Origin of the sequence: Candidatus Accumulibacter phosphatis (assembly GCF_012939955.1) — a bacterium.
Lineage (GTDB): Bacteria > Pseudomonadota > Gammaproteobacteria > Burkholderiales > Rhodocyclaceae > Accumulibacter > Accumulibacter delftensis.
In genome coordinates, this window is the sequence record NZ_SPMY01000061.1 from 1 (window position 1) to 21720 (window position 21720).

21 protein-coding genes are annotated in these 21720 nt (G+C 63.9%); 13 read left to right on the forward strand and 8 right to left on the reverse strand.

The genetic code is table 11. The features are described from left to right. Window positions 1-95 precede the first annotated feature (95 nt). The 3 genes from E4Q23_RS18550 to E4Q23_RS18560 are packed head-to-tail and all read right to left on the reverse strand — an operon-like array spanning window position 96 to window position 1236. Complete coding sequence (locus tag E4Q23_RS18550; protein WP_169068020.1) at window positions 96-404, reverse strand: BolA/IbaG family iron-sulfur metabolism protein; 309 nt, start codon at window positions 402-404, stop codon at window positions 96-98. Beyond that, window positions 401-703: a YciI family protein gene (locus E4Q23_RS18555; protein ID WP_169068061.1), complete on the reverse strand. Its 303-nt coding sequence runs from the start codon at window positions 701-703 to the stop codon at window positions 401-403. Before E4Q23_RS18555 ends, E4Q23_RS18550 begins: the two co-directional genes overlap by 4 nt. 2 nt (window positions 704-705) lie before the next feature. Beyond that, a complete protein-coding gene (locus E4Q23_RS18560; protein WP_169068021.1) occupies window positions 706-1236 on the reverse strand; it encodes a septation protein A in 531 nt (176 codons plus the stop codon). Between the two features lie 284 nt (window positions 1237-1520). Here E4Q23_RS18560 and E4Q23_RS18565 point away from each other — a divergent pair, with 284 nt between their 5' ends. The 8 genes from E4Q23_RS18565 to E4Q23_RS18600 all read left to right on the forward strand — a co-directional run bounded on the left by E4Q23_RS18565 (window position 1521) and on the right by E4Q23_RS18600 (window position 11476). Beyond that, window positions 1521-2855, forward strand: a complete 1335-nt coding sequence (locus E4Q23_RS18565) for an MATE family efflux transporter (protein WP_169068022.1) — start codon at window positions 1521-1523, stop codon at window positions 2853-2855. 13 nt (window positions 2856-2868) lie between these two features. After that, entirely contained in the window at window positions 2869-3114 is a 246-nt protein-coding gene (locus tag E4Q23_RS18570) for a hypothetical protein (RefSeq protein WP_169068019.1), read from the forward strand. A gap of 189 nt (window positions 3115-3303) precedes the next feature. Further along, window positions 3304-3720 (forward strand): methyl-accepting chemotaxis protein, encoded by a 417-nt coding sequence (locus E4Q23_RS18575; RefSeq protein WP_272873714.1) that lies wholly within the window; start codon window positions 3304-3306, stop codon window positions 3718-3720. A gap of 228 nt (window positions 3721-3948) precedes the next feature. After that, the gene (locus E4Q23_RS18580) at window positions 3949-4407 is read left to right on the forward strand and encodes a rhodanese-like domain-containing protein (protein WP_169068024.1); all 459 of its coding nucleotides are present in this window, start codon (window positions 3949-3951) and stop codon (window positions 4405-4407) included. A 34-nt stretch (window positions 4408-4441) separates the two neighbouring features. Then, a complete protein-coding gene (locus E4Q23_RS18585) occupies window positions 4442-7300 on the forward strand; it encodes a response regulator (RefSeq protein WP_169068025.1) in 2859 nt (952 codons plus the stop codon). Next, complete coding sequence (locus E4Q23_RS18590; protein ID WP_169068026.1) at window positions 7287-9467, forward strand: putative bifunctional diguanylate cyclase/phosphodiesterase; 2181 nt, start codon at window positions 7287-7289, stop codon at window positions 9465-9467. Before E4Q23_RS18585 ends, E4Q23_RS18590 begins: the two co-directional genes overlap by 14 nt. Beyond that, window positions 9464-10525, forward strand: coding sequence for a GGDEF domain-containing protein (locus E4Q23_RS18595; protein WP_169068027.1), 1062 nt, complete (start codon window positions 9464-9466; stop codon window positions 10523-10525). The genes E4Q23_RS18590 and E4Q23_RS18595 overlap by 4 nt, the downstream gene beginning before the upstream one ends. Before the next feature lie 33 nt (window positions 10526-10558). Continuing rightward, window positions 10559-11476, forward strand: coding sequence for a fructosamine kinase family protein (locus tag E4Q23_RS18600; RefSeq protein ID WP_169068028.1), 918 nt, complete (start codon window positions 10559-10561; stop codon window positions 11474-11476). A gap of 282 nt (window positions 11477-11758) precedes the next feature. Here E4Q23_RS18600 and E4Q23_RS24170 read toward each other — a convergent pair whose 3' ends face one another. Continuing rightward, a complete protein-coding gene (locus E4Q23_RS24170) occupies window positions 11759-12037 on the reverse strand; it encodes a hypothetical protein (RefSeq protein WP_248595575.1) in 279 nt (92 codons plus the stop codon). Between the two features lie 19 nt (window positions 12038-12056). On the opposite strand from E4Q23_RS24170, the gene E4Q23_RS18605 reads away from it, so the two are divergent. Then, entirely contained in the window at window positions 12057-13175 is a 1119-nt protein-coding gene (locus E4Q23_RS18605) for a bifunctional aminoglycoside phosphotransferase/ATP-binding protein (RefSeq protein WP_248595576.1), read from the forward strand. A gap of 453 nt (window positions 13176-13628) precedes the next feature. Further along, entirely contained in the window at window positions 13629-13985 is a 357-nt protein-coding gene (locus E4Q23_RS18610; protein ID WP_169068029.1) for a hypothetical protein, read from the forward strand. A 76-nt stretch (window positions 13986-14061) separates the two neighbouring features. Here E4Q23_RS18610 and E4Q23_RS18615 read toward each other — a convergent pair whose 3' ends face one another. Continuing rightward, the gene (locus E4Q23_RS18615; protein WP_169068030.1) at window positions 14062-15558 is read right to left on the reverse strand and encodes a CYTH and CHAD domain-containing protein; all 1497 of its coding nucleotides are present in this window, start codon (window positions 15556-15558) and stop codon (window positions 14062-14064) included. A gap of 302 nt (window positions 15559-15860) precedes the next feature. On the opposite strand from E4Q23_RS18615, the gene E4Q23_RS18620 reads away from it, so the two are divergent. From E4Q23_RS18620 to E4Q23_RS18630, 3 genes are all read left to right on the forward strand, one after another. Then, the gene (locus tag E4Q23_RS18620; protein ID WP_169068031.1) at window positions 15861-16493 is read left to right on the forward strand and encodes a class I SAM-dependent methyltransferase; all 633 of its coding nucleotides are present in this window, start codon (window positions 15861-15863) and stop codon (window positions 16491-16493) included. 295 nt (window positions 16494-16788) lie between these two features. Continuing rightward, window positions 16789-17460 (forward strand): hypothetical protein, encoded by a 672-nt coding sequence (locus tag E4Q23_RS18625; RefSeq protein WP_169068032.1) that lies wholly within the window; start codon window positions 16789-16791, stop codon window positions 17458-17460. 284 nt (window positions 17461-17744) lie between these two features. Then, window positions 17745-19208: a sensor domain-containing diguanylate cyclase gene (locus tag E4Q23_RS18630; protein WP_169068033.1), complete on the forward strand. Its 1464-nt coding sequence runs from the start codon at window positions 17745-17747 to the stop codon at window positions 19206-19208. A gap of 85 nt (window positions 19209-19293) precedes the next feature. Here E4Q23_RS18630 and E4Q23_RS18635 read toward each other — a convergent pair whose 3' ends face one another. The 3 genes from E4Q23_RS18635 to E4Q23_RS18645 form a co-directional block, all read right to left on the reverse strand. Then, window positions 19294-20094, reverse strand: a complete 801-nt coding sequence (locus E4Q23_RS18635; RefSeq protein WP_169068034.1) for an enoyl-CoA hydratase — start codon at window positions 20092-20094, stop codon at window positions 19294-19296. 65 nt (window positions 20095-20159) lie between these two features. Next, on the reverse strand, window positions 20160-20777 hold the full coding sequence (locus E4Q23_RS18640) for an ABC-type transport auxiliary lipoprotein family protein (protein WP_169068035.1): 618 nt from the start codon (window positions 20775-20777) through the stop codon (window positions 20160-20162). Beyond that, the gene (locus E4Q23_RS18645; RefSeq protein ID WP_169068036.1) at window positions 20774-21718 is read right to left on the reverse strand and encodes an MlaD family protein; all 945 of its coding nucleotides are present in this window, start codon (window positions 21716-21718) and stop codon (window positions 20774-20776) included. The genes E4Q23_RS18640 and E4Q23_RS18645 overlap by 4 nt, the downstream gene beginning before the upstream one ends. Window positions 21719-21720: the final 2 nt, after the last annotated feature.

Sequence of the window (21720 nt, forward strand, 5' to 3'; positions counted from 1 at the left end):
GCGCCGAGCAGCAGTGCGCTAGCCAGCTTGGAGAGGTTGTGCATGTCTGTGTCTTCTGTGGTGTGAGTTTGATCTTGGGGGTGAAACAAGCGCGATCAGGAATCGATCGCCGACGTCAAGGCCGCTTCCTCGGGAGTCATCGCCCTGATGCTCAGGGCGTGAATCGCACTGCGCAGCAGATCGCCAAGGGCCTCATGAACCATGCGGTGCCTGGCGACACGGCTGTGACCGAGAAAGGCCGGCGAAACAATCAACAAGCGATAGTGGGCGCCGCCGCCGCGGGCACCTTCGTGACCGGCGTGTCGAGCCGAGTCGTCGATCAGTTCGCAACGCTGCGGAAGCAGCACGGCCAGGCGCTGCTGGATGACCGCTTCCCGCTTGGCGGCCGCATACTGATCGCTCACGCCGGCAGCGCTTTCTTGAACGGCTTGACGCTGACCGCCTGGTAGACGCCGCTGGCCACGTAGGGGTCGGCATCAGCCCAGCTGCGCGCCGCTGCCAGCGAGGAAAACTCGGCAACGATCAGGCTGCCCGAGAAGCCAGCCGGCCCGGGATCCGGGGAATCGATCGCTGGAAAGGGACCGGCCAGGAGGAGGCGGCCTTCTGCCTGCAGCGCCTTGAGACGGTCGAGGTGCGCCGGCCGGGCCGCGAGACGGTCGGCGAGCGAGTCCGGGCGATCTTCACCGACGATGGCGTAAAGCATCATTATTTCTCCTCGATATGTTTCGACAGCAGCAAACCTTGCGCGAGCACGAAGACCAGCGTCAGGCCAGTGGCACCAAACAACTTGAAGTTGACCCAGTCGTCCGTCGAGAAATTGAAAGCGACCAGCAGATTGATGATTCCCATGAATACGAAGAATCCCATCCAGGCCCAGTTGAGTTTGTCCCAGGCAGCCTCCGGCAGATCCATCTGCCCGGCCATCAGGATGCGAATCAGGTTCTTGCGCCGAAAAAGCACGCCACCCAGCAAGATCGCGGCAAACCCCCAGTAGAGGATGGTCGGCTTCCACTTGATGAAGGCTTCATCGTGCAGCAGCAGGGTCATTCCTCCGAAGACGGTGATCACCACCAGGCTGACCCAGAGCATGGTGTCGATCTTGCGGCCCCGGAACAACAGCCAGGCGATCTGCGCAAAAGTGGCAGCGATCGCCACTCCGGTCGCGACATAAAGGTCCGCAAGCTTGTAAGCAACGAAGAAAAGGATGACCGGGAAAAGGTCGAAGAGAAACTTCATCAGGAACGCCGCAAAAATATCCCGAGATTATGGCCGATTTGCGGCGCAGCTGTCCATTTTCGGAAGATCATCGCAGCCCTTCGCTGCGCCGCTCGATGCCTCCCTCCCGGCTGCCGGGCAAAGCCTCGCCAAGGCATTCACTCGCGCGTTCATTCCGTTCATTCACTCAGGCGGTCTTTTGGCGAGCACGCGAATGATCGCCACGAACCCGCATGGCGGCCGCCGCCGACCCGCGCGCGGGAAAAATCGGGTAGCCTTGGCGGCCCTCTTCGCTTCCGCCACCGATGCTCGCCCAGCAGTCCCGCCTGATTGTCGCGCACGCGACGCCAATGCTGATCGCGCAGCTGACGTCGATGGGCATGATGATCATCGACACCGCCCTTCTCGGCCACTACGGGACCGAAGATCTGGCGGCGGTGGCCGTGGGCGGCGGCATCTACATCTCGGTGCTCTTTGCCTTCGCCGGCATCCTGCAGGCCGTCGCGCCAAGCGTTGCCCACCTGCGCGGCGCCCGCCGCGAGCAGGAGATCGCCGGCACCCTGCAGCAGGCCTTCTGGCTGGCGCTGCTGCTGGCCATCCCCGGCGTACTGATCCTGCTCCACCCCGAGCCGCTGTTCGCGCTCTCGAGGATCGACCCGGGCGTCGAAGAAAAGGCGCGCGCCTACCTCAGCCTGCTCGCCGTCGGACTGCCGGGCGTGCTCCTCTACCGAACTTTCCACGCCTTCTGCAACGCCCTCGGAAAACCCCGTCCACTGCTGGTCATCAGCGTCGCCAGCACCCTCCTGCACGCGCTGCTGGCATGGTTTCTGGTCACCGGGCGCTGGGGCGGCGAAGCGCTCGGCGTCCTTGGCTGCGGCGTCTCGAACGCCGTCGTCGGCTGGTTCTCGATGCTCGCTGCTGCCGGCTACCTGCTCTTCGCCAAGGCGCTGCAGCCTTACCAGCTGCTCGCCGACTGGCAGTTGCCACGCCGCCGCCCGCTGGCAGAACTGCTGCGTCTCGGCCTGCCGATGGGTTTCTCGAGCTTCGTCGAGATTTCCTCATTCACGCTGATGGCCTTGTTCGTCGCCCAACTCGGCGCGACGGTGGTCGCCGGTCACCGCATCGTCGCCAACCTCGCCGCAATCTGCTACATGCTGCCACTGGCGCTGGCCATCGCCACGCTGGCCCAGGTCGGACATGCCGCCGGTGCACGCGACTGGCGGCGGGCCGAACTGTCGATCAGCGCCGGACTGCTGCTTGCCGGTGTGCTGTCGACGCTGCTCGGCCTCTTGCTGTGGCTGATCGCGAAGCCGCTGATCGCCGCCTACACCGACGATCCGGCGGTACAGGCGGTGGCCCTGGCGCTGATCGGCTACGTCGCCCTGTACCAGGTCTTCGACGCTGTACAGACAATTGCCGCGCACGCCCTGCGCGGCTACAAGATTACGTTCGTGCCGATGCTGGTACACGTCTTCTGCTTCTGGGGCGTCGGCCTGTTCGGTGGCTGGTGGCTAGCCTTTCATGCCGGACAGGCAATGGGCGCCGCCGGCTTCTGGCTGGCCTCGCTGCTTGGTCTGACCCTGGCGTCGATTCTGCTCGGCTACCTGCTGCGGCGCGCCGTACAAGCGGTGAAGGCGTAGCCGCCACTGCCGGATGATCGCCGGCAGCTTAGCCATCATGGTGCCCTTTGCCGACCCCGCCATGTCATGCACAGCCCGTGCGCCAATCATCACCGGCCGTGGCCACCTGCGAATTGCCTGCTTGCTGGTCGACCAGTCTCTCAAGGGCTCGTGCGTCGCTTTCGACTATCCGGGTTTCTGGTCCCATTCCCTGTTCATGGCGGTGGCCAGCCAGGAATTGGGGAGAAGTTCAAAAAACCGGGCTCCAGGCGACGCGTAATTCAGCGATCCGCCACAAGCGCCAACCATATTGGTTCGCTTCCTCTCAGGCTGTGGCCGCTGAGCTCGACTTCAAGGCCAAGATCAAGGCTTCGGCAATACCCCTCGCCGAAACCTCGGAGTCCGTGCGCACCGGATCGGCCCGGCAGGAACATTCATCGGGCGAAGCGACGGCAGTGGCCAGATCGTGATGCAGACGGCACAGGAAATGCAGGCAACAGCCGAAGCGGTAAGCGCGGTTTCCGACGAACTCGATGGCCTCGACCGGCGCTCGCGCGAAATCGGCGCAATCGTTGCCGCGATCAAGCAGATTGCGGAACAGACCAATCTGCTTGCCCTGAACGCAGCCATCGAAGCCGCCCGCGCCGGGGAATCGATGGCGCAGGTGTGCAGCACGGGCCTGCAGGTGATCACCGTGGTCGATGCGATCGCACAGGCAGCGGCGGCAAGCAAGGAAAGCGGCGCGCCGATTGTCAGGCACGTCGAAGCCATCGCCGACCTCGCGCAGGAGAACTTCGGTGCAGTACAGGCTTCGAGCGTCGCGGTGGCAGACTTGAAAACGATGGCCAACGAGTTGACCGCTGCAGTCGGCGTCTTCCGCTGGTGAATACGCCCGCACGGCACTTTTCCCCGCCTGGCCCACTACCCCTTGCGGCCAGGAGTAGGGATGGTCCGGGTCCGCTCCACACACCGACCCGAGCCAATCCGGCAGCGAAGCGCGCAGACCACTGCATCTAGCCATAAAGTTTCCGCTCAGATTGCCGTTCCATGACATGAATCGCGGCAAAACCATGGCCGCGACATAATTTTTTTACCCCTTGCAGGAGGAATCACTTTGTTTGCAAGACTGTTATTAAGCCTCGTCGCTGCCCTGACCCTCGCCAGCACGCCGAGCAGCGCTGTCGATTCGAGGCCTGACACGCCGACCACCATCAACAACGCAAAAATCATCGCCGTCGGCGAAGCCAGGAGCTTGCTCGACACGAAAGCAGCCCGCTTCTTCGATACCCGCAACGCGCTCAACTTCGGCAAGGGCCACGTCCCCGGTGCCTCCCTCCTCGCTTACAAGGAAAAAAGCGAGTTCGCAACCGACTTCGACGCGGCGCAGGACTCTTTCGACCTCAGCAAGTTGCCGGCCGACAAGGACGCCACGATCATCATTTACAGTCACGGCCCGCAAGGCTGGAAGTCGTACAAGGCGGCCGTGCTGTCGGCCAGGGCGGGATACAGGAACGTACTCTGGATGCGCGAGGGCTTTGCCGGATGGACAGCAAAGGGTCTACCGGTCGAGTAGGCGGCGCGACGCGCTGTCAGTGACAAGGACGCCCATGACGCTACGTGCCCGGCTGCTCGCTATCGTCCTGCTTTCACTGGCCATGGTCAGCTTTCTGATCGCGGCGGTGGTGCACGGCTATCGCACAATCGAACGCAAATCGGCAATGGCCGATGCCGCTGCCGAGCAGTTCATCAGCTTGCAGCTGGCCTTGCGCGGGCTTCATGAGACGGTCCTCACGGAAGGCACCGCTGCCCCCCGGCGGCTGGTCGCCGAGAACATGCGCAATTTCGCCCGAACGTGGCCAACATTGATTACGCAAAGCGATGACCCGGCTCAGCAAGTGCAGCTCACAAGCGTCTTGCAGCCCCGCTGGCGAGAGTTCCGCGATGGCGTCGACAGCTTTTTGGCAATTCGCCTGCCGGGACCCGACAACGACGAAGCCATGATCGCCTTCGGCAGATTGATCAGCCAGGCCGAACTGTTGAGCCGTGAGCTCGACGAACTGCGCGTCGCTGCCAGGGCGTCGGCTGAAGACGAGGCCGAGCGTCTGCGCAGTCTGGCGACAGCCGGTGTGGTGTTCATGACCTTCGCTCTGCTGGCGGCCTTCGTCTGGGCTTACCGCGGCATCATGCGGCCAATATCAAGCCTGGTCGGGGTCATACGCGAGGTCTCGCAAAGCGGCAACTACGGCGCGCACGCGGCGATCGAGTCGAATGACGAGATCGGCGCCCTGGCCAGGGGCTTCAACGTCATACTCGAACAGATCGAGGATCGCGAGCAGCGCCTGGCGGCGCACCGCGATGTCCTGGAGAACGAAATCGAGCTGCGCACCGCCGAGCTGCGCCAGGCCAAGGAGCAGGCCGAAGCCGGCAGCCGCGCCAAGAGCGAGTTCCTGGCCACCATGAGCCACGAGATCCGCACCCCGATGAACGGCGTTCTCGGGATGACCGAACTGCTGCGCAGCACCACGCTCGACGCCCGGCAACGCCGCTTCACCGACGCCGTCTACGAGTCCGGCGAGCATCTGCTGAACATCATCAACGACATCCTCGATTTCTCGAAGATCGAAGCCGGCCGGCTGGAGATCGAAAGCATCAATTTCAACCTCCGTCAGTTGGTCGAGGACGTCGGCTGCCTGTTCGCCCAGGCGGCCGAGAGCAAGGGCCTGGAGATGGCCTGCAGCGTGCCGCACGACCTGCCGGTGGCGGTGCGTGGCGATCCGGTACGCATCCGCCAGATCATGACCAACCTGGTCAGCAACGCGATCAAGTTCACCGCCGATGGCGAGGTCGTCGTTCGCGTCACCCTGCGCGAAGAGAATGCCGCGCAGGCCCGCTTCCGCTTCGAAGTCGAGGATAGCGGCATCGGCATCGACCAGCGGGCGCAGGAGCGCGTGTTCAGCGCCTTCATCCAGGCCGACAGTTCGACCACCCGCCAGTACGGCGGCAGCGGCCTGGGCCTGGCTATCGCCAAGCGCCTGGTCGAGACCATGGACGGCGAGATTGGCCTGCACAGCAAGCCCGGACGCGGCACACTGTTCTGGTTCGAGATCCCGCTGCTCAAGCAGGATGCGCACGCGCGCGCGGTAGTCGATATGGCCGTACGCCTGCGCGGCTTGCGCGTGCTGGTCGTCGATGACAACGCCACCAACCGTGAGATTCTCGCCCACCAGCTCGCCGGCTGGTCAATGCATACCACCGATGCGGCCAGCGGACGCGAGGCGCTGCAGACCCTGCAGCAAGCGAGCGGCGCGCCTTTCGACCTCGCCATCCTCGATCTGCACATGCCTGAAATGGACGGTTTTACGCTCGCCCAGGCGATCAAAACGGAAACCCGCTGGCAGGGCTTGCCACTGGTAATGCTGTCGTCGGTGAGCATCGCCAACGATCACGCGCGCCGGCGGCAGGCCCCAATCGATTACTACCTGAGCAAGCCGGTGCGCCAGTCGGACCTCTACGACGCCATCGCCACGGCGATGGCGCAACCGTCGCTGGCCGGTACACAGGAGCGCTCCCTGCTTTCGGTGCACTCGCCGCAATCACCACACTCGCTCGCCGACGACGGACCCACCAGTCTGGTCGGCCGCGTCCTGATCGCCGAAGACAACCCGGTCAATCAGCAGGTGGCCCTGGCCATGCTCGAGTCGCTGGGGCTGCGTTGTAGCCTGGCCGACAACGGCCGCCTGGCCGTCGAACGGCTACAGGAGGAAGCTTTCGACCTCGTGCTGATGGATTGCCAGATGCCCGAAATGGACGGCTTCGAGGCCACCGCCGAGATCCGTGCCCGGCAGGGCGACGGCCGCCTGCGCGGCCGCTTGCCGATCGTTGCCCTCACCGCCAACGCCGTCGACGGTGACCGCGAGCGCTGCCTGGCGGCGGGAATGGACGATTACCTGAGCAAACCCTTCTCGCGTGAGCGCCTGCTCGCCACCTTGCGGCGCTGGCTGCCGCTGGCAACAAGCACCGAGACCCCAGCCGCTCCGTCGGCAACGCCCGTTGCAAAACCCGTCACGGCCGAACAGACGACCGCCGCGAGCGGCGAGGGGCCGATAAACCCGCGCGCACTCGACGCCATCCGCCGCTTGCCAGGACCCAATGGTGCCGCGCTGGTCAACAAGGTGGTCGGCGCCTACCTGGCCGATACGCCCCGGCGTCTCGCGCAGATGCACGCTGCTGCCGCAGCAGGCGACGCCGAAACCTTGCGCAAGGCCGCGCATGCGCTGAAATCCAGCAGCGCAAATGTCGGCGCCGAACAACTGGCAACGCTATGCAGGGAACTCGAAACACTCGCTCGCAAAGAAACCGTGGACGGCGCGAAGCCACTGCTCGAAGTAGTAGAATTCGAGATCCCGCGCGTACTCGCCTCACTGGCGACCATCCTTGCCGAAAGTCCAGACCATGCAGCTGCCTGAGGCGGCCACACGACCGAGAGTCCTGATCGTCGACGACGACCCTGTGATGCGCATGCTCGAAGAGGAGACGCTGGTGCAGTTCGACTTCGAAGTCAGCATCGCGGCCGACGGTGAAGAAGCGATCGAACTGCTGGCAGGGCCACCGCCTGCGCTGGTCCTGCTCGACGTCGACATGCCGGGAGTCGATGGCTTTGCCGTTTGTAGACACATTCGCCAACGCTGGGACATGAGCGAGCTGCCGGTGATCATGGTCACCGGCATGGATGATATCGAGTCGATCAACCAGGCCTACGAGTCGGGTGCCAACGACTTTATCTCCAAGCCGATCAACTGGCCGATTCTCGGCCACCGGGCGCGCTACGTGTTGCGTTCGGCGCAGGAGGCGCGACAGTTGCGCAAACTGGAGGAAAAGCAGGCAGCGATCGTGCGCGCCATGCCTGACATGATCTTCCTGATGGATCGCTACGGAGTCCACCTCGACTACAAGGCAGGTTTCGGCGCCGAGCCCTATGTCCCGGCGAACGAATTTCTCGGCCGCAAGCTGTCGGAAGTCTTGCCCAGCGACGTTGCCGCGGTCATTCTGCTTGGCGTCGAGCGCGCCAGCGAGCACGGCGACCTGCAGTCCGTGGTGTACAAGCTGACGATGCCCGACGGCGTCCATCACTACGAAGGCCGCATCGCACCGTGTGGCCCGGAAGCAGTGGTCATGGTCGTACGTGACATTACCCTGCAGAAGCGCAGCGACGAGAGAATAAGGCGCCTGGCATACTTCGACACCCTGACCGGTATGCCCAACCGCGAGAATTTTCTCGAAAAGCTCGACCTGGAACTGCTGCGGGCAAGCCGCGCACGGCGTCAGGTGGCGCTGCTGTTCCTCGATCTCGACGGTTTCAAGCGGGTCAACGACACCCTCGGGCATAGCGCCGGCGACTATCTTCTGCAGGCCGTCGCCGCACGACTGAAAGAAAAGCTGCGCGCCGGTGACGTGGTCACCCGGCCGGCCCTGGTAGAAGGCGGTCTGCACCTCGCCCGCCTGGGCGGCGACGAGTTTACGGTCGTCCTGCCCAACCTCGAGAACACTCAGACGGTCAGCATGGTCGCCGAACGCCTGCAGGCGCTCCTCACCCGACCTTTCAGGATCAGCAGTCAGGATATCACCGTCACCGCCAGCATCGGCATCGCCATCTTCCCGGAAGACGGTGATGACGCTGCGACGCTACTCAAGCACGCCGATACCGCGATGTACCACGCCAAGGACCAGGGCCGCAACAACTGGCAGCTCTACGACAGGTCGCTCACTGCCGAGACGATGACTCGCATCCGGCTCGAGGACGACCTGCGCAAGGGCCTGCAGCGCGACGAGTTTCGCCTCTTCTACCAGCCACAGGTCAGCGCCGACGACGGCAGCATCGTCGGCCTCGAGGCGCTGATTCGCTGGCAGCACCCGGAACACGGCCTGGTCTCGCCGGCACAGTTCATTCCCGTCGCCGAAGACAGTGGTCTGATCGTGGCCCTCGGCGATTGGGTGCTGCGCACCGCCTGCCAACAGTTGCGCAGCTGGCAGGCGATGGGTCTGGCGACGCCACGAGTGGCGGTGAACGTTTCAGCCCGCCAGTTGCGCACGCACGACTTCCTGGGCTCGGTTGCGACAATCATCGCCGAGACGGGGATTGAACCCAGCCAGGTCGAACTGGAACTGACCGAGAGCATTCTGATGGAGCCGGAGGCCCGACGAATCGACGGCTTTCATCGTCTGCGCGCACTCGGCGTGCATTTTTCGATCGACGATTTCGGCACCGGCTATTCATCGCTGTCGTACGTCAAGCGCTTTCCGATCGGCATGTTGAAGATCGACCAGAGCTTCGTCCGCGGCCTGCCGGACAACGCCGATGATGCCGGCATCACCACCGCCATCATCGCCATGGCGCACAGCCTCGGGCTGGAGGTGATCGCGGAAGGGGTCGAAACCCACGCGCAGCTTGAATTCCTGCGCCAGGCCAACTGCCCGAAGATGCAGGGTTATTTGTTCAGCCGACCGCGGCCACCCGGCGAGGTCGAGCAGCTGCTGCGACAGGGCAGCATCGAACTGCCGCCGCAAGCAACCCGGGCAGACGACAAATTGCAAAGACAGCTTGCAGACCAACCGGACAAGAGAGAACAACAATGAGGTACGAGCACACTTTCGCGCAAAGCGCCGTGTTTCTGCGCCAGGCAGTGAAACGGATGGGCCAGCAGGAGGCCGGCCTGCACCCGTTCAGCTACGCGATCTGGTACGAATATGTGTCGGGCATCAATCGCGACCTGCAAATAGCGCTCGACGCGTGCCTCACGACGGAAGGCAAGCTCGACGACCCCACCGCCTGCGCGCTGTATTACAAACACGTCGCCGACCTGGACTCGAAAACCGCGCTGAGTATCGGCGACAGCGTCGGCCATCTGGTCGACCAGGTCGCCGACTCGGCAACTCATGCCGGCGATCAGGCCTCACATTACAGCGACTCGCTGGAACGTTGGGGCGAGACGCTGCAGCACCCGACAAATGCCAAGGGGGCACAGCCGCCGCCACCCGGTCTCGCCGAGATCCTGCGCGGTACACGCGACATGCAGAAGGCGATCGGGGACCTGCAGGCGCGCCTGGAGAACAGCAGTCGTGAAGCGCAGGAGCTGCGACACGAGGTCGCGCGTGCCCGCGAAGAAGCCCTGGTCGACGGCCTGACCGGGCTGGCCAATCGCCGGGGCTTCGATCTGGCCCTGGCCGCCAGCCTGCAACAAAACATCCCTTCCGGCCCCGGACCATGCCTGCTGATGATCGATCTGGACCGTTTCAAACGGCTCAACGATACCCACGGTCACCTGTTCGGCGACAAGGTGCTGGCCGGCGTCGGCGAAATGCTCAGGGCCAACGTGAAAGGCAAGGACTCAGCTGCTCGTTATGGTGGCGAAGAGTTTGCCGTCATCCTGCCACGAACGCCGCGCGGCGGCGCCGTCGGCCTGGCCGAGGCCTTGCGCGCGCTGGTCGCTGCCAGCCGTATCAAGACCGGCGGCGGCAAGCAACTCTTGATTGGCAAGATTACCGTTTCCATCGGTATCGCCGATTACGTCGCTGGCGAGTCGGCCGCAGAGTTCATCGCACGCGCCGATCAAGCGCTCTACGCGGCCAAGGGCGAGGGTCGCAATCGTGTCAATCTGGCACCGCGCCCGCAGCCTGCCGTGGTCAACAAGTGAGCTGACGCCAGCCTCGGCCCTGGCGGGAAGCACATGAAATCGAGCTTGGCCACGAATGCTGCGCTGGGCGACGCGCTGCGTGCGCTGATCGATGGCGACAGCGAAGCACAGCCCACCGCGATCGACGCCGCTACACCGATTGGCGGTGCTTCGATCTCGCGCACGCTGCTGGTCGGGAGCGGCCAGCGGCGCTGCTTCGTCAAGCTGAATGACGCCAGCCTGCTCGACATGTTCGTCGCCGAAGCAGACGGCCTGCGGGCACTGGCGGCCTGTTCGGCGCTGCGCGTGCCACGCGTCGTCGGCCACGGCAGCGCTGGCGGGCAGGCCTACCTGGTCCTTGAACACCTGCACCTGCACGCTCTGCGAGAAGGCGAGCAGGTGGCGGCGGCGGGCCGCTCGCTCGCCGCACTGCATCGCATCAGCGGCCCACAGTACGGCTGGCACCGCGACAACTTCATCGGCAGCACACCGCAACTGAACACCGGACGGACTAGCTGGCCGGCATTCTTTGCCACGCAGCGACTGCAGCCACAGCTTGCACTCGCCGCAGCTGCTGGCTACCGCAGCAGACTGATCACCGACGGTGAACGGCTGGCGGAGAATCTTGCCACCCTCTTCGCCGATCATCGGCCAAGCGCCAGCCTGCTGCATGGTGACCTGTGGTCCGGCAATGCAGCCATCGACGAAACGGGCATGCTGGCGCTGTTCGACCCGGCAGTACATTTCGGCGACCGTGAATGCGACCTGGCAATGAGCGAACTGTTCGGCGGCTTTCCGGAGCGCTTCTACGCCGCCTACCGCGAGGCCTGGCCAGTGCCCGACGGCTACCAACAGCGGCGAACGCTGTACCAGCTCTACCACGTACTCAACCACCTGCACCTGTTCGGCAGCAGCTACCTGCGCCAGGCTGAAGCGATGATCGCCTCGCTGTTGGCCGAAGTCGGCCACTGATCGCCGCCGCACTGACGCCAATCGCGCACATGCCCTCCACAGCCGCCGCAAACTGCCTGCTCGGCAGCACGCCGATCAGTGACCCGACCACGAACGGGCTGCTGGCGATTGGCTGCGCGCCGCAGAGGTGGTCGCCGCAAGAACTGCGCAGCGCCTCCCTGCGACGCGCACACAAGGACTGAAAAATGCCGCAAGTGCCCCCCCCCGCTGATCGCCGCCCTGCTCGAAGCCGACCGCTATCCGGACCCGGCAAGCGGCGTCGAAGTCATCGAAACGCACGCCTCATGGCTGCTCCTGGCCGGAGCCTTCGCCTACAAGATCAAGAAGCCGGTGCTCCTGCCCTTCCTCGACTACAGCACGCTCGCCAAGCGCCAAGCCTGCTGCGAGGCGGAGCTGCGCCTGAACCGTCGCTTCGCGCCAGACCTCTACCTGCAAGTCGTCGCCATTGCCGGCACGGCGGCCGACCCGCAGATCGGCGGCAGCGGCGAGGCCATCGAGTTCGCCGTCAAAATGCGCCGCTTCGCGGAAGCAGGTCGACTCGATCGCCTGTGCGGACGCCAAAAAACTGCATGCGAAACAGATGTCCGCCCTGGCCGCCACGATTGCCGAGTTTCACGAGCAGGCGGCAGTGGCACCGGCCGGCACGCATTTCGGCGAACCCGAGCAGGTGCTGGCGCCGGCCCTCGCCAATTTCGCCGAGCTGGCACCGCTGCTGCCAGGCCGCGAAGAACAGGCACGGCTGGCACGGCTCGCCGCGTGGACGCACCGCGAATTCGAGCGGCTGGCCCCCCGCTTCGCCGCCCGCAAAGCGGCCGGCCGGGTGCGCGAGTGTCACGGCGACCTGCATCTGGGCAACCTGGTTTTGATTGACGGCAGCGTGCGCCTCTTCGACTGCATCGAATTCAGTGAAGACCTGCGCTGGATTGACGTCGCCAGCGAGATCGCGTTCACCTTCATCGATCTCCTCGACCACGATCAGCCCGGTCTGGCCGCCTGGCTGCTCAACGAGTGGCTGTCCTGCAGTGGCGACTACGACGCCGTGCAGGTGCTGCGCTTCTACGCTGTCTATCGCGCACTGGTGCGCGCCAAAGTGGCGGCGCTGCGGGCCACGCAGACGAGCAGTGATGGCGGCCACGCCAACCATTACCTGGCGCTCGCCGAACGCCTGGTCAACCCGCCACCGGCACGACTGATCATCACCCACGGAGTCTCCGCTTGCGGCAAGAGTCGCGCCGCACGCCGAGTCTTGCTGCACGATCCCGCAGCGGCGACGCTCCGCCTGCGCTCCGACGTCGAACGCAAGCGCCTGTTCGACCTCGACGCCGCCGCGCGCAGTGGCTCGCCGGTCGATGGTGGCCTCTATGCCAGGAACGCCAGCGAACTGACCTACCGCCGCCTGTACGAACTGGCCGAGGAGCTGCTGACAGCCAACTGGTCGGTGATCGTCGACGCCGCCTTTCTAGAACGCGCCCGGCGCGACAGCTTCCGAGCCCTGGCCGCGCAGGCGGCAGTCGCTTTCTTTATCGTCGCGCCACAGGCAAGGCCAGCGGTGTTGCGCGCGCGCATCCTCGGCCGCCTGCGCAAAGGTCGTGACGCCTCCGAGGCGACACTGGCCGTACTGACGCAACAGCTGGCCAGGATAGAAGCACTCGCGGCCGAGGAAAGCAACTGCCTGTTGCAGAGTGCGGTGGAGGCTTGAAAGCAGTATCGGCAGCAAGCCGTCAATCGAAGCAGCAAATGGCACTCGCACGCGGCAAAAGTGTCGGTAAATTTTACACGGCATTTTTGCCGTTAACATGCAAAAACCCTAAGCCATTGCTTTAATGAAATCACTTGATTGATGAAAAAGTGGCAAGGTTCTTGCTTCTACTCAGATACGTCTGCTTGGTGCGATCGCTAGCAGGGTCTCGCGACGGATCGCCTTGGACAGTAGCGGCCGGCAGCTAGCTTCCCACCTACGGGCAGGGCTCTTAACAAGCTTTCTTGGCTTGCAAATCCCTGAATTAACACATGACAAAATCCGCGAAGATGACTATCGACGAACCGAATCACGGCATCCGGCCCACTTCCGAAAGGCAGCGCAGCACTGATTTGTCGGCTAGAATGGTGAGTCGCTTGGCTACTTCGCATCGAGAACGGGGGTGGGGGCACTATGAATATCCTCAATAACTGGAAAACGCTGGAACTGATCACCCGTGAGGGCGAGAGACTGGTGTGCATCGAAGGGCGCGTGTATGGCACTAATCCGCGCTTTCCCTCGTCCTCGCACATCAGGACATCGCCACTCACTGGCCACCGATTCGAGTCCAATTCGATGGTCGTAATGACCAAACGCGGCTCGGAGTATCTACTGGGCAAGCCCGACCCGGCGGAAACTTTTGCGCAGCAGCGCCTGATGCGAAGGCTGTCGCGTTTGAGCCAGCAAGCGCCTTCAGGTTTCAACGAACTCGAGTCGCAACTTACCGGTTACGTCGAGGGGCAAAAGGACCGCACGGCAAAGGAAAGCTGAAACGACCTCAGTACCGCTTGCTGTAAACCTGTAACAACTGCCAAGCCGGAAACAAACGCGCCGCAAACCCACCCGTTCACGACGACGGCGCTGACCACGGCGCATCTTGACGTCGAAAAGCCTCCAACAGCATTTCCAGCTCTGGTAGCAGTGCCTCGCTTTGCACCGCCAGCCAGCCATGGACGCCCTCGGCTCTACGCCCCGGCAGCGCTTCAACAACCAGTTGCATGGCGACCGCCAGGTCGTTCTGGTGCCCGAGCTGTTCCTGCAGGGCGGTAAGCGACTGATGGAAGTTCTGCAACACGGGCCCGGCGAAGATTGGCGAAAAGAATTCGAGCGCGTAGCGCAATTGCTTGAACGCCAGGCGCAGACGGTGACGAGCCTCGTCGCCGCCCTGCTGTGCCTCTGCGGCGCGCTGGTTGACGCGCTGGGTACACTTGTCGAGCCAGGCGGGAACAAAGTCTCCCAGCGAACCGCGCTTGGCTTCGGGCAAGGCCTGAAGAGCTGCCGAGAAGTCGAGCAACAGACGCGAATAGGTAGCCGACTTGAAGGCGGCTCGCGCGGCCCGGCGATTGCTTGTGCAGCGCCGCCGGGCGTAGCGGAACAAGGACTCGACTTTCGCCTGATCTTCTGCCCGGTCGGCAAAGGCCGCACTCAATAGCGGCGCGGTATCGGCCAGGAAGACGTCCCAGTTGCGCACTCCCCCCAGACGCCTGGCGAGCTCTTGCCAGAGGGGATCAAAACGGGCCACGAATGGCGCCGGGAGGTGGCGCTGCCAGACACGTATGGCCGACCGCAGGCGGCGAATTGCGACGCGCGCCTGGTGCGCAAACTCGGGAGCATCGGTCGCGAGAATTCCTTGCTCATTGCTCTGCAACTGGTTGACGCAGGACAGGGCAATGCGACGAAATGCGCTGATGCTCGCCAAGCTGGCGTCGATCGCAACCGGCAGCGCTTTGGCCGCGGTCATCGGCGTGTCGAGCATCAGGCGATAGGCGCGATCGGACTTGCTGCGAGCTTCCGGATGCAAAGGCAGGCTGGCCTGCAGCGCAACGGCCAGGTCGAAGAGATCGCCAACGGCGCCGGACAGCAGCTCAAGCTCGACCTCACGGATTGGCTGGCGACGACCGCTGGCCTCAATCGTCCCGCAGTCGAGCGCCAGTTCGATGCGCACGCCCGCGCGCGGTTCCAGCAGCCAGGCGTGGCGCTGGAAGCGGGTGACAAACGCCGGCTGCAACTGATCTCGCAAGGACTCGAGAAGATCGCGAACAGCGCTTTGGTCGACATGCGAAAAGTCGAACTCGCCGGGCCGACCAGGGCACTCCCACTCCTGGCGCTCGGCCAGCCCACCGCTGAGTTGAGCAGCAGTCTTGACGCCCAACAGCCAGTCGCCCCCTTGCTGACGATAGCGCACGATCAGCCGCTCGCTGCGCAGGCGGCAATCGGGCGTATCGTAGTAGGTATTGATCAGCAGTTGCCGCTGCGACGGCACGCCCGACAGCAAGACATGGCGGCGCAACTGGCTGGCCGCGCGCGCCGACAGCGATAGCTTCATTTCGGTTTCAGTGGCCATGGCGAACCCTCGTGGCGGGAAAGGCATGCCTTCCCCGGGTCATATTATGTCGTCTCCCCTGGCGCCAGCCCGTCATCGCTCCTGCTGCAACGAGCCCGGCATGGCCGCGCGCCGTCACGTAGATTAGCACAGGAGTATTTCTTTTCCTGTTTCCGGCGGCCGGCCGCGCCAATGTGACCTGGTCGGCCCGCAAACGCAGCTTGTCGAGCCGAATGGCGGGCCTATGGTTTACCATCAGTGAACACACCACCTCCGTTCCGCCATCTTGCCCGCTGCCGAAAACCCAGCCGCCCCAACCAGCCATGCCATTACGCCCTGACGATCTCGAGCTTATCACGACGCAGACCCTGGCCCATTACGACCAGCGCGCCGAGGACTTCCGTGCCGGCACTCGCGAGCACGACGTGACGCAAAACATCGCCGCACTGTTGCGCCATATCCACGGCCAGGCACCCTTCACGGTTCTCGACTTCGGCTGTGGGCCGGGCCGCGACCTCAAAGCGCTTACCCAGCTAGGCCATCGGGCGATCGGACTCGACGGCTCGCAGAACTTCGTAGACATGGCACGCCAGGACAGCGGCTGTACAGTCTGGCAGCAGGACTTCCTCAAGCTCGATCTGCCTGAAGCACACTTTGACGGGGTCTACGCCAATGCCTCGCTGTTCCACATCCCACGCCAGGAACTGCTACGCGTCCTGCGGCAATTGCGCGCCACCCTCAAGCCCGCCGGCGTCTTGTTCTGCTCAAACCCGCGTGGCAACAACGAGGAAGGCTGGAGCAGTGGCCGCTACGCCAGCTACCACGACCTCGCCGCCTGGCGCGAACACATGGCGGCGGCAGGCTATGTGGAGATCGAACACTATTATCGTCCGCCCGGCCTGCCGTGCGCGCAGCAACCCTGGCTGGCGAGCGTCTGGCGTCGGACCAGCGCATGAAGCAAAATGGCGCTTTCTTCCGTAAAACGGCAGACGGGCACTTTTCTGTCCGTGAGTCGCGCACGCGACTTTCACGGTAACGGTCATGACACGTCGGGAGACCCCGGATCATGAAAGTCATGACCGTTTCCCCCTCACTTGCAGTGCGCATTCCGGCTTACACGCCGGAATCGTTCGCCGGGCAGGGAGCATGCTCCCCGAATTCCCCGTCTCACCCCCGGCCCTTCTCCCGCGAGGGGAGAAGGGAGGTTCGTGAGTCGCCTGCGCGACTTTCACATTAAATGGCACTCTGACCATGCAAGATAGACGCTTCTCGAAACGCAACGCGCAGCTCAAGGCAGGGCCCCGAATCGCCGAGGCGATTCTCGACTTCGTCGGCCAGACACCGGTCAGTACGGAACTTGAAGCACGCAAACCGGAACTTCGCGCGCGCGCGATTGCCGCCACCGCAGCACGACGCGCGGCTGTGACCTCCAGCGGACTCAGCCTGCCGCCCGGCCCGCTCGGCTGGCTGACCCTGCTTCCGGAACTGCGCTCGCTGTGGCAACTGCAGACCCAGCTGGTCGCCGACATCGCCGGTTGTTATGGAAAAACTGCCGAGTTGGGCCGCGAGGAGATGATCTACTGCCTTTTCAGGCATACCGACGCGCAAGCGGTTCGCGATCTGGTCGCCCAGATCGGCCAGCGTTTTGTCGTTCAACGCGCCTCCCGCCCGCAGGTCCAGGCGGTGGTGCTGAAGATCGGCATGCACATCGCGCAAAGGCTGATCGGCAAGGGGATTTCGCGCTGGATACCGGTATTTGGCGCGCTTGGCGCTGGCGCCTACGCTTACTACGACACCGCGCAGGTTGCCGACACGGCGATCGAGTTCTTCGCCGGTGTCATCGATGTTGAGGCCGAGGACGCCCAGGTGGGCAGCGACCGTGCCGAGTGGGACGTCGACGACGAGCGCCGCTGGCGGCGTTAATGTGAAAGTCGCGCCAGCGACTCACGAAACGCCCTTCTCCCCTCGCGGGAGAAGGGCCGGGGGTGAGACGGGGAATTCGGGGAGCATGCTCCCTGCCCGGCGAACGATTCCGGCGTGTAAGCCGGAATGCGCACTGCAAGTGAGGGGGAAACGGTCATGACTTTCATGATCCGGGGTATCTCGACATGTCATGACCGTTAGCACAGCCACTGCGCCAGCTCGCTTGTCCGTCAGCGCGACTACGCTGCTAGAATGACTCTCCATGTGTGACAGGGGCAGACAGCATGGTCAAGGCCACCAGCAAACATCTTGAGGAATGGGCGAGCCCGCGAACGGTCATCGTCTTCTCGCTGCTGTTCGTCGCGGCCTTGTGGGCTGCCGTGAGCTTCTGGATCGACTCGGCTCGCGATGAACGCGTCGCTGCGACTCGCGAATCCCTGCAGCGCATGACCCACGCCGTCGAAGACCAGACGCGCCGGCAGTTTCGTCTGGCCGAGGTCATTCTTGCCGTGTGTGCCAATTGGCTGGCGGCCAACCCCGACCTCGACCCAGCCAGCGCCCCCGGTTTTCGGCGCTTGCTCGCGGACTTTCGCGACCGCACTGCCGCCACCATCGAGATCCGTCTGCTGGCTGCCGACGGCACGGCGATAGACCCACTTTCCGACTCCTCCGAGCCATTGGCAAACGTCGCCGACAGCGACTACTTCAGAAACACGCCGGCAGGCGGCCTGTTCATCGGCGCCCCGACACGCAGAACGCCGGCAGGAAATTCCGAACTACCCATCGCCAGCCGTCTGCCCACGCAGGCTTTCCCAATCCTGGTCGCGGTGATTGACCTCGGCAAGCTGACGACCGTTTACGAGAAGCAGCGCCGCAAGCCGGGCGGGGTAATCACCCTCCTCCGCTCTGACGGCACAATTCTGGCGCGAGCGCCCGACGACCCGCGACTGCTCGGCCAAGCGATCACCGGCGTCACGCTTCCCGGCGCGCAGCTCTTGCCGCAAGGACAGGCGGTGGTGTTCGAGGAGGGCGGCGACAAGCAGCGGCGACAGTTCGCCAGCTACTCGTCGGTCCCCGATTTCCCCTTGCTGGTGACCGTCTCAGTGCCCTACGATGAGGCGCTTGCGCCGTGGCACAAACAAACCCTGTGGGTCCTCATGCTGGCCATCAGCGTCACCGTGCCGCTGGCCGTGGTGGCTTTTCGATCCTTGCAACTGCTGCGCGCGCTGGCCAATCAAGACGCCGCGCTGCAACATCTGGCGACCACCGATCGGCTGACCGGCGTCAGTAGCCGGCAGCACTTCGTCGCGGCGTTCCACGCGCAATTGCAGCAAGCAGACCCTGCGCAGAGACCGCTCTCGATCCTCTTGGTCGATATCGATTTCTTCAAGCGCATCAACGATGGTTATGGCCACGCCACCGGTGACCAGGCGCTGATCTCGTTTGCCGAGGTGGCCACCACCTGTCTACGCGGCGCGGATATGATCGGGCGACTCGGTGCCGGTGAGTTTGCCATGCTCCTGCTCGACACCGATATCAGCGCAGCGATCGCGGTGGCCGAGCGCATCCGCACGGCGGTTGCCGACATCTCGATCCCGACCGAGAACGGCACCGTCCACTTTACGGTCAGTGTCGGTGCCAGCCAGGCCGGTGCCACGGACCACTCGTTCGAGGACGTCCTGAAGCGGGCCATCGAGGCACTGCACGCTGCCCGAGCCAGCGGCCCCGATCAACTGGCAGTCGTCTGAGTCGCCAGGGGCCTCCGGCCAGCAAGCCCTTTTCGCGGCGGCAGGTGCTCTGGCCAGCGCCAGGGCCCTGTGACGCAAAACTACACTAGCGGCCCGTCCACTCCGCCTTGCGTTTGCCGATAAAGGCATCGATTCCCTCGCCCGCGTCTTCGGTCATCATGTTGCAGGCCATCACTTCGGAAGCGTACTGGTAAGCGCCTTCGAGACCCATTTCGAGCTGTTTGTAAAACATCTGCTTGCCCATGCCAATGGCCACCGACGATTTGGCGATGATCGAGCCGGCAAGCTTGTCGATCTCGGCATCGAGCACGTCGCCAGCCACCACGCGATTAACCAGCCCCTGCTGTAGAGCGGCCCGTGCATCGATGAAATCACCGGTGAGCAACATCTCCAACGCCTGCTTGCGACCCAGGTTGCGCGACAGACCGACACCCGGCGTCGCGCAGAACAGGCCAACATTGATTCCCGAAGTCGCAAAGCGCGCGCTGTCGGCGGCAACCGCGAGGTCGCACATCGAGACCAGCTGACAGCCAGCCGCGGTGGCAATGCCATGCACGCGCGCGATCACCGGCTGCGGCATCTGGGTCAGGGCCATCATCATCCGGCCGCAACGCTTGAACAGGTCCTGCATGAAAGCCTTGTTGTGATTGGCACGCATCTCCTTGAGGTCGTGTCCGGCACAGAAGGCCTTGCCGGCCCCGGCAATGACCAGCACGCGCACGGCGGGATCAGGCGCGATGGCGTCAATCTGCGCCTGCAGGGCGGCGATCATCGCCTGTGACAGCGAGTTGAACTGCTGCGGACGGTTCAGAGTCAGCGTGGCGACGCCCTGCTTGTCGCTGCGCACAACGTAAGGGTCGTCCTGAATCGGCATCTCGGTGCTCATTCTTGCCTCCTTGATCTATCACTACCAAAAAAAAACCGGTTCTGCGCGGCTACGGGCGGCGCCCCTCAACCAGCAATCGTTGCCGGGCAGCGCTTCAGCTGGCCATCTCGCTCGATTTCCTGCAACCAGCCAGCGAGTTGCCGCCCGAGTTCGTTGCTGGCCGCAACCAGGGCGCGCACGCCACCGGGGGCATCGGCACTGGCTGCCGGCTGCTCGATGCTGAGCCAGCGTTCGGCGACGATCTGCCGCCTGGCGTCGAGCACGCTGGCCGTTCCCTGCAGCACGCCACGACTCAGCAGCGGCGTATCGAAAAGCTGCGAGAACTCCTGCAGTTCCAGACGCAGCAGGCAGCCAACCGCCGTGCGCCCGCTGCCGCTGAGCACACCCAGCTGCTGCCGCAGGTGCTGCGCGAGCAGCAGTCCGGGCGCGCCAGCCCAGCGGCTGGCTGCGTAGCTACGCAACTTCAGAGGGTCGTCGTAGAGCAGGCGATATTCGATACTCAGCGAGTCAAACCAGTACGGTGCGCGAATCTCGAGAGCCAGCTTCGACCAGCCGGGGCCTTCGGCCAGACGCGCGGCCGGCAAACCGAAGTCATAGACCTCGGCTTGGGTGGCGGTGCGTGCTCCGCCCGCGCAGGCGGCGAGCAACAGGCACGCTGCAAGGCAGATCGACAGTCTCTTCATGGAGATCCTTCACGCTTTGGTGGGGCTACGAAACCGGCTTCGCCGGGTCCGGGAGAATGCTTTGGCGAGCCAAAAACGAAACTTTGTGGCGCATCCTCGAGCATCTGCAACACCCGCTGCAATTGTCGCGAGTTGGCCGACAACTCGCTACCGAGTTCGTTGAGGCGTGGCGCGAGTGCGGCGACCCCGCTCGGCGACGGGTCGCCAAGCAAGCCATCGACGCGCTCGCTGACCGCCTGCAGACGCACGACCAGTTCACGTGTTTCGAGCAGCAAGGGCGTCGCATGGCCCGCCGCCTGCTCGGCGCGAGCCAGCGTGGCGTTGAGCAGGCGCAGGCTTTCGGGAGTTTGCGCCAACAGCTGACGAAACTGGCTGATGGCTTCGTTGGCGTTCGCGGTGGTCGCTTCGAGATTGCCGAGAATACTCGCGAAACGTTGCTGGTTGTCGCTGCCGAGCAGCTTGTTGGCATTGCCCAGAAACTCGCCCGCCGCGCGCAAGGTGGCACCGCCGGCATCGGACAGTTCCTCGATCAGCGATGGCCGCATGAGAATTCGCGAGGCCTCCCCGGCATTACCCGGCAGTGGCTGCGGATCGGCGCCGCTTTCTTCGAGCAGGACATGCGCAATGCCGGTCACTCCCTGATAGCCCATCTTGGCAACCGTCCCACGGGTCACCGGTACCGAATCGTTTACGCTGATGCGAACGAGGATGTTGCGCACATCATCCGGGTCGAGCTCAATGGTCTGCACTTTGCCGACGCGAATGCCGCGGTAGCGGACCTGTCCTTGCAGGCTCAGTCCCGTAACGTTCTGCCGCGTAACAACGGTGTAGTCGCGGCTGCTCTCGTGCTTGCCGCCGATCCACCACACCGAGAGCACTACCGCAACTCCCAGCAACAGGGTGAACAATCCGGCTAGCAGCGCGTGCGAACGGTTTTCCATGG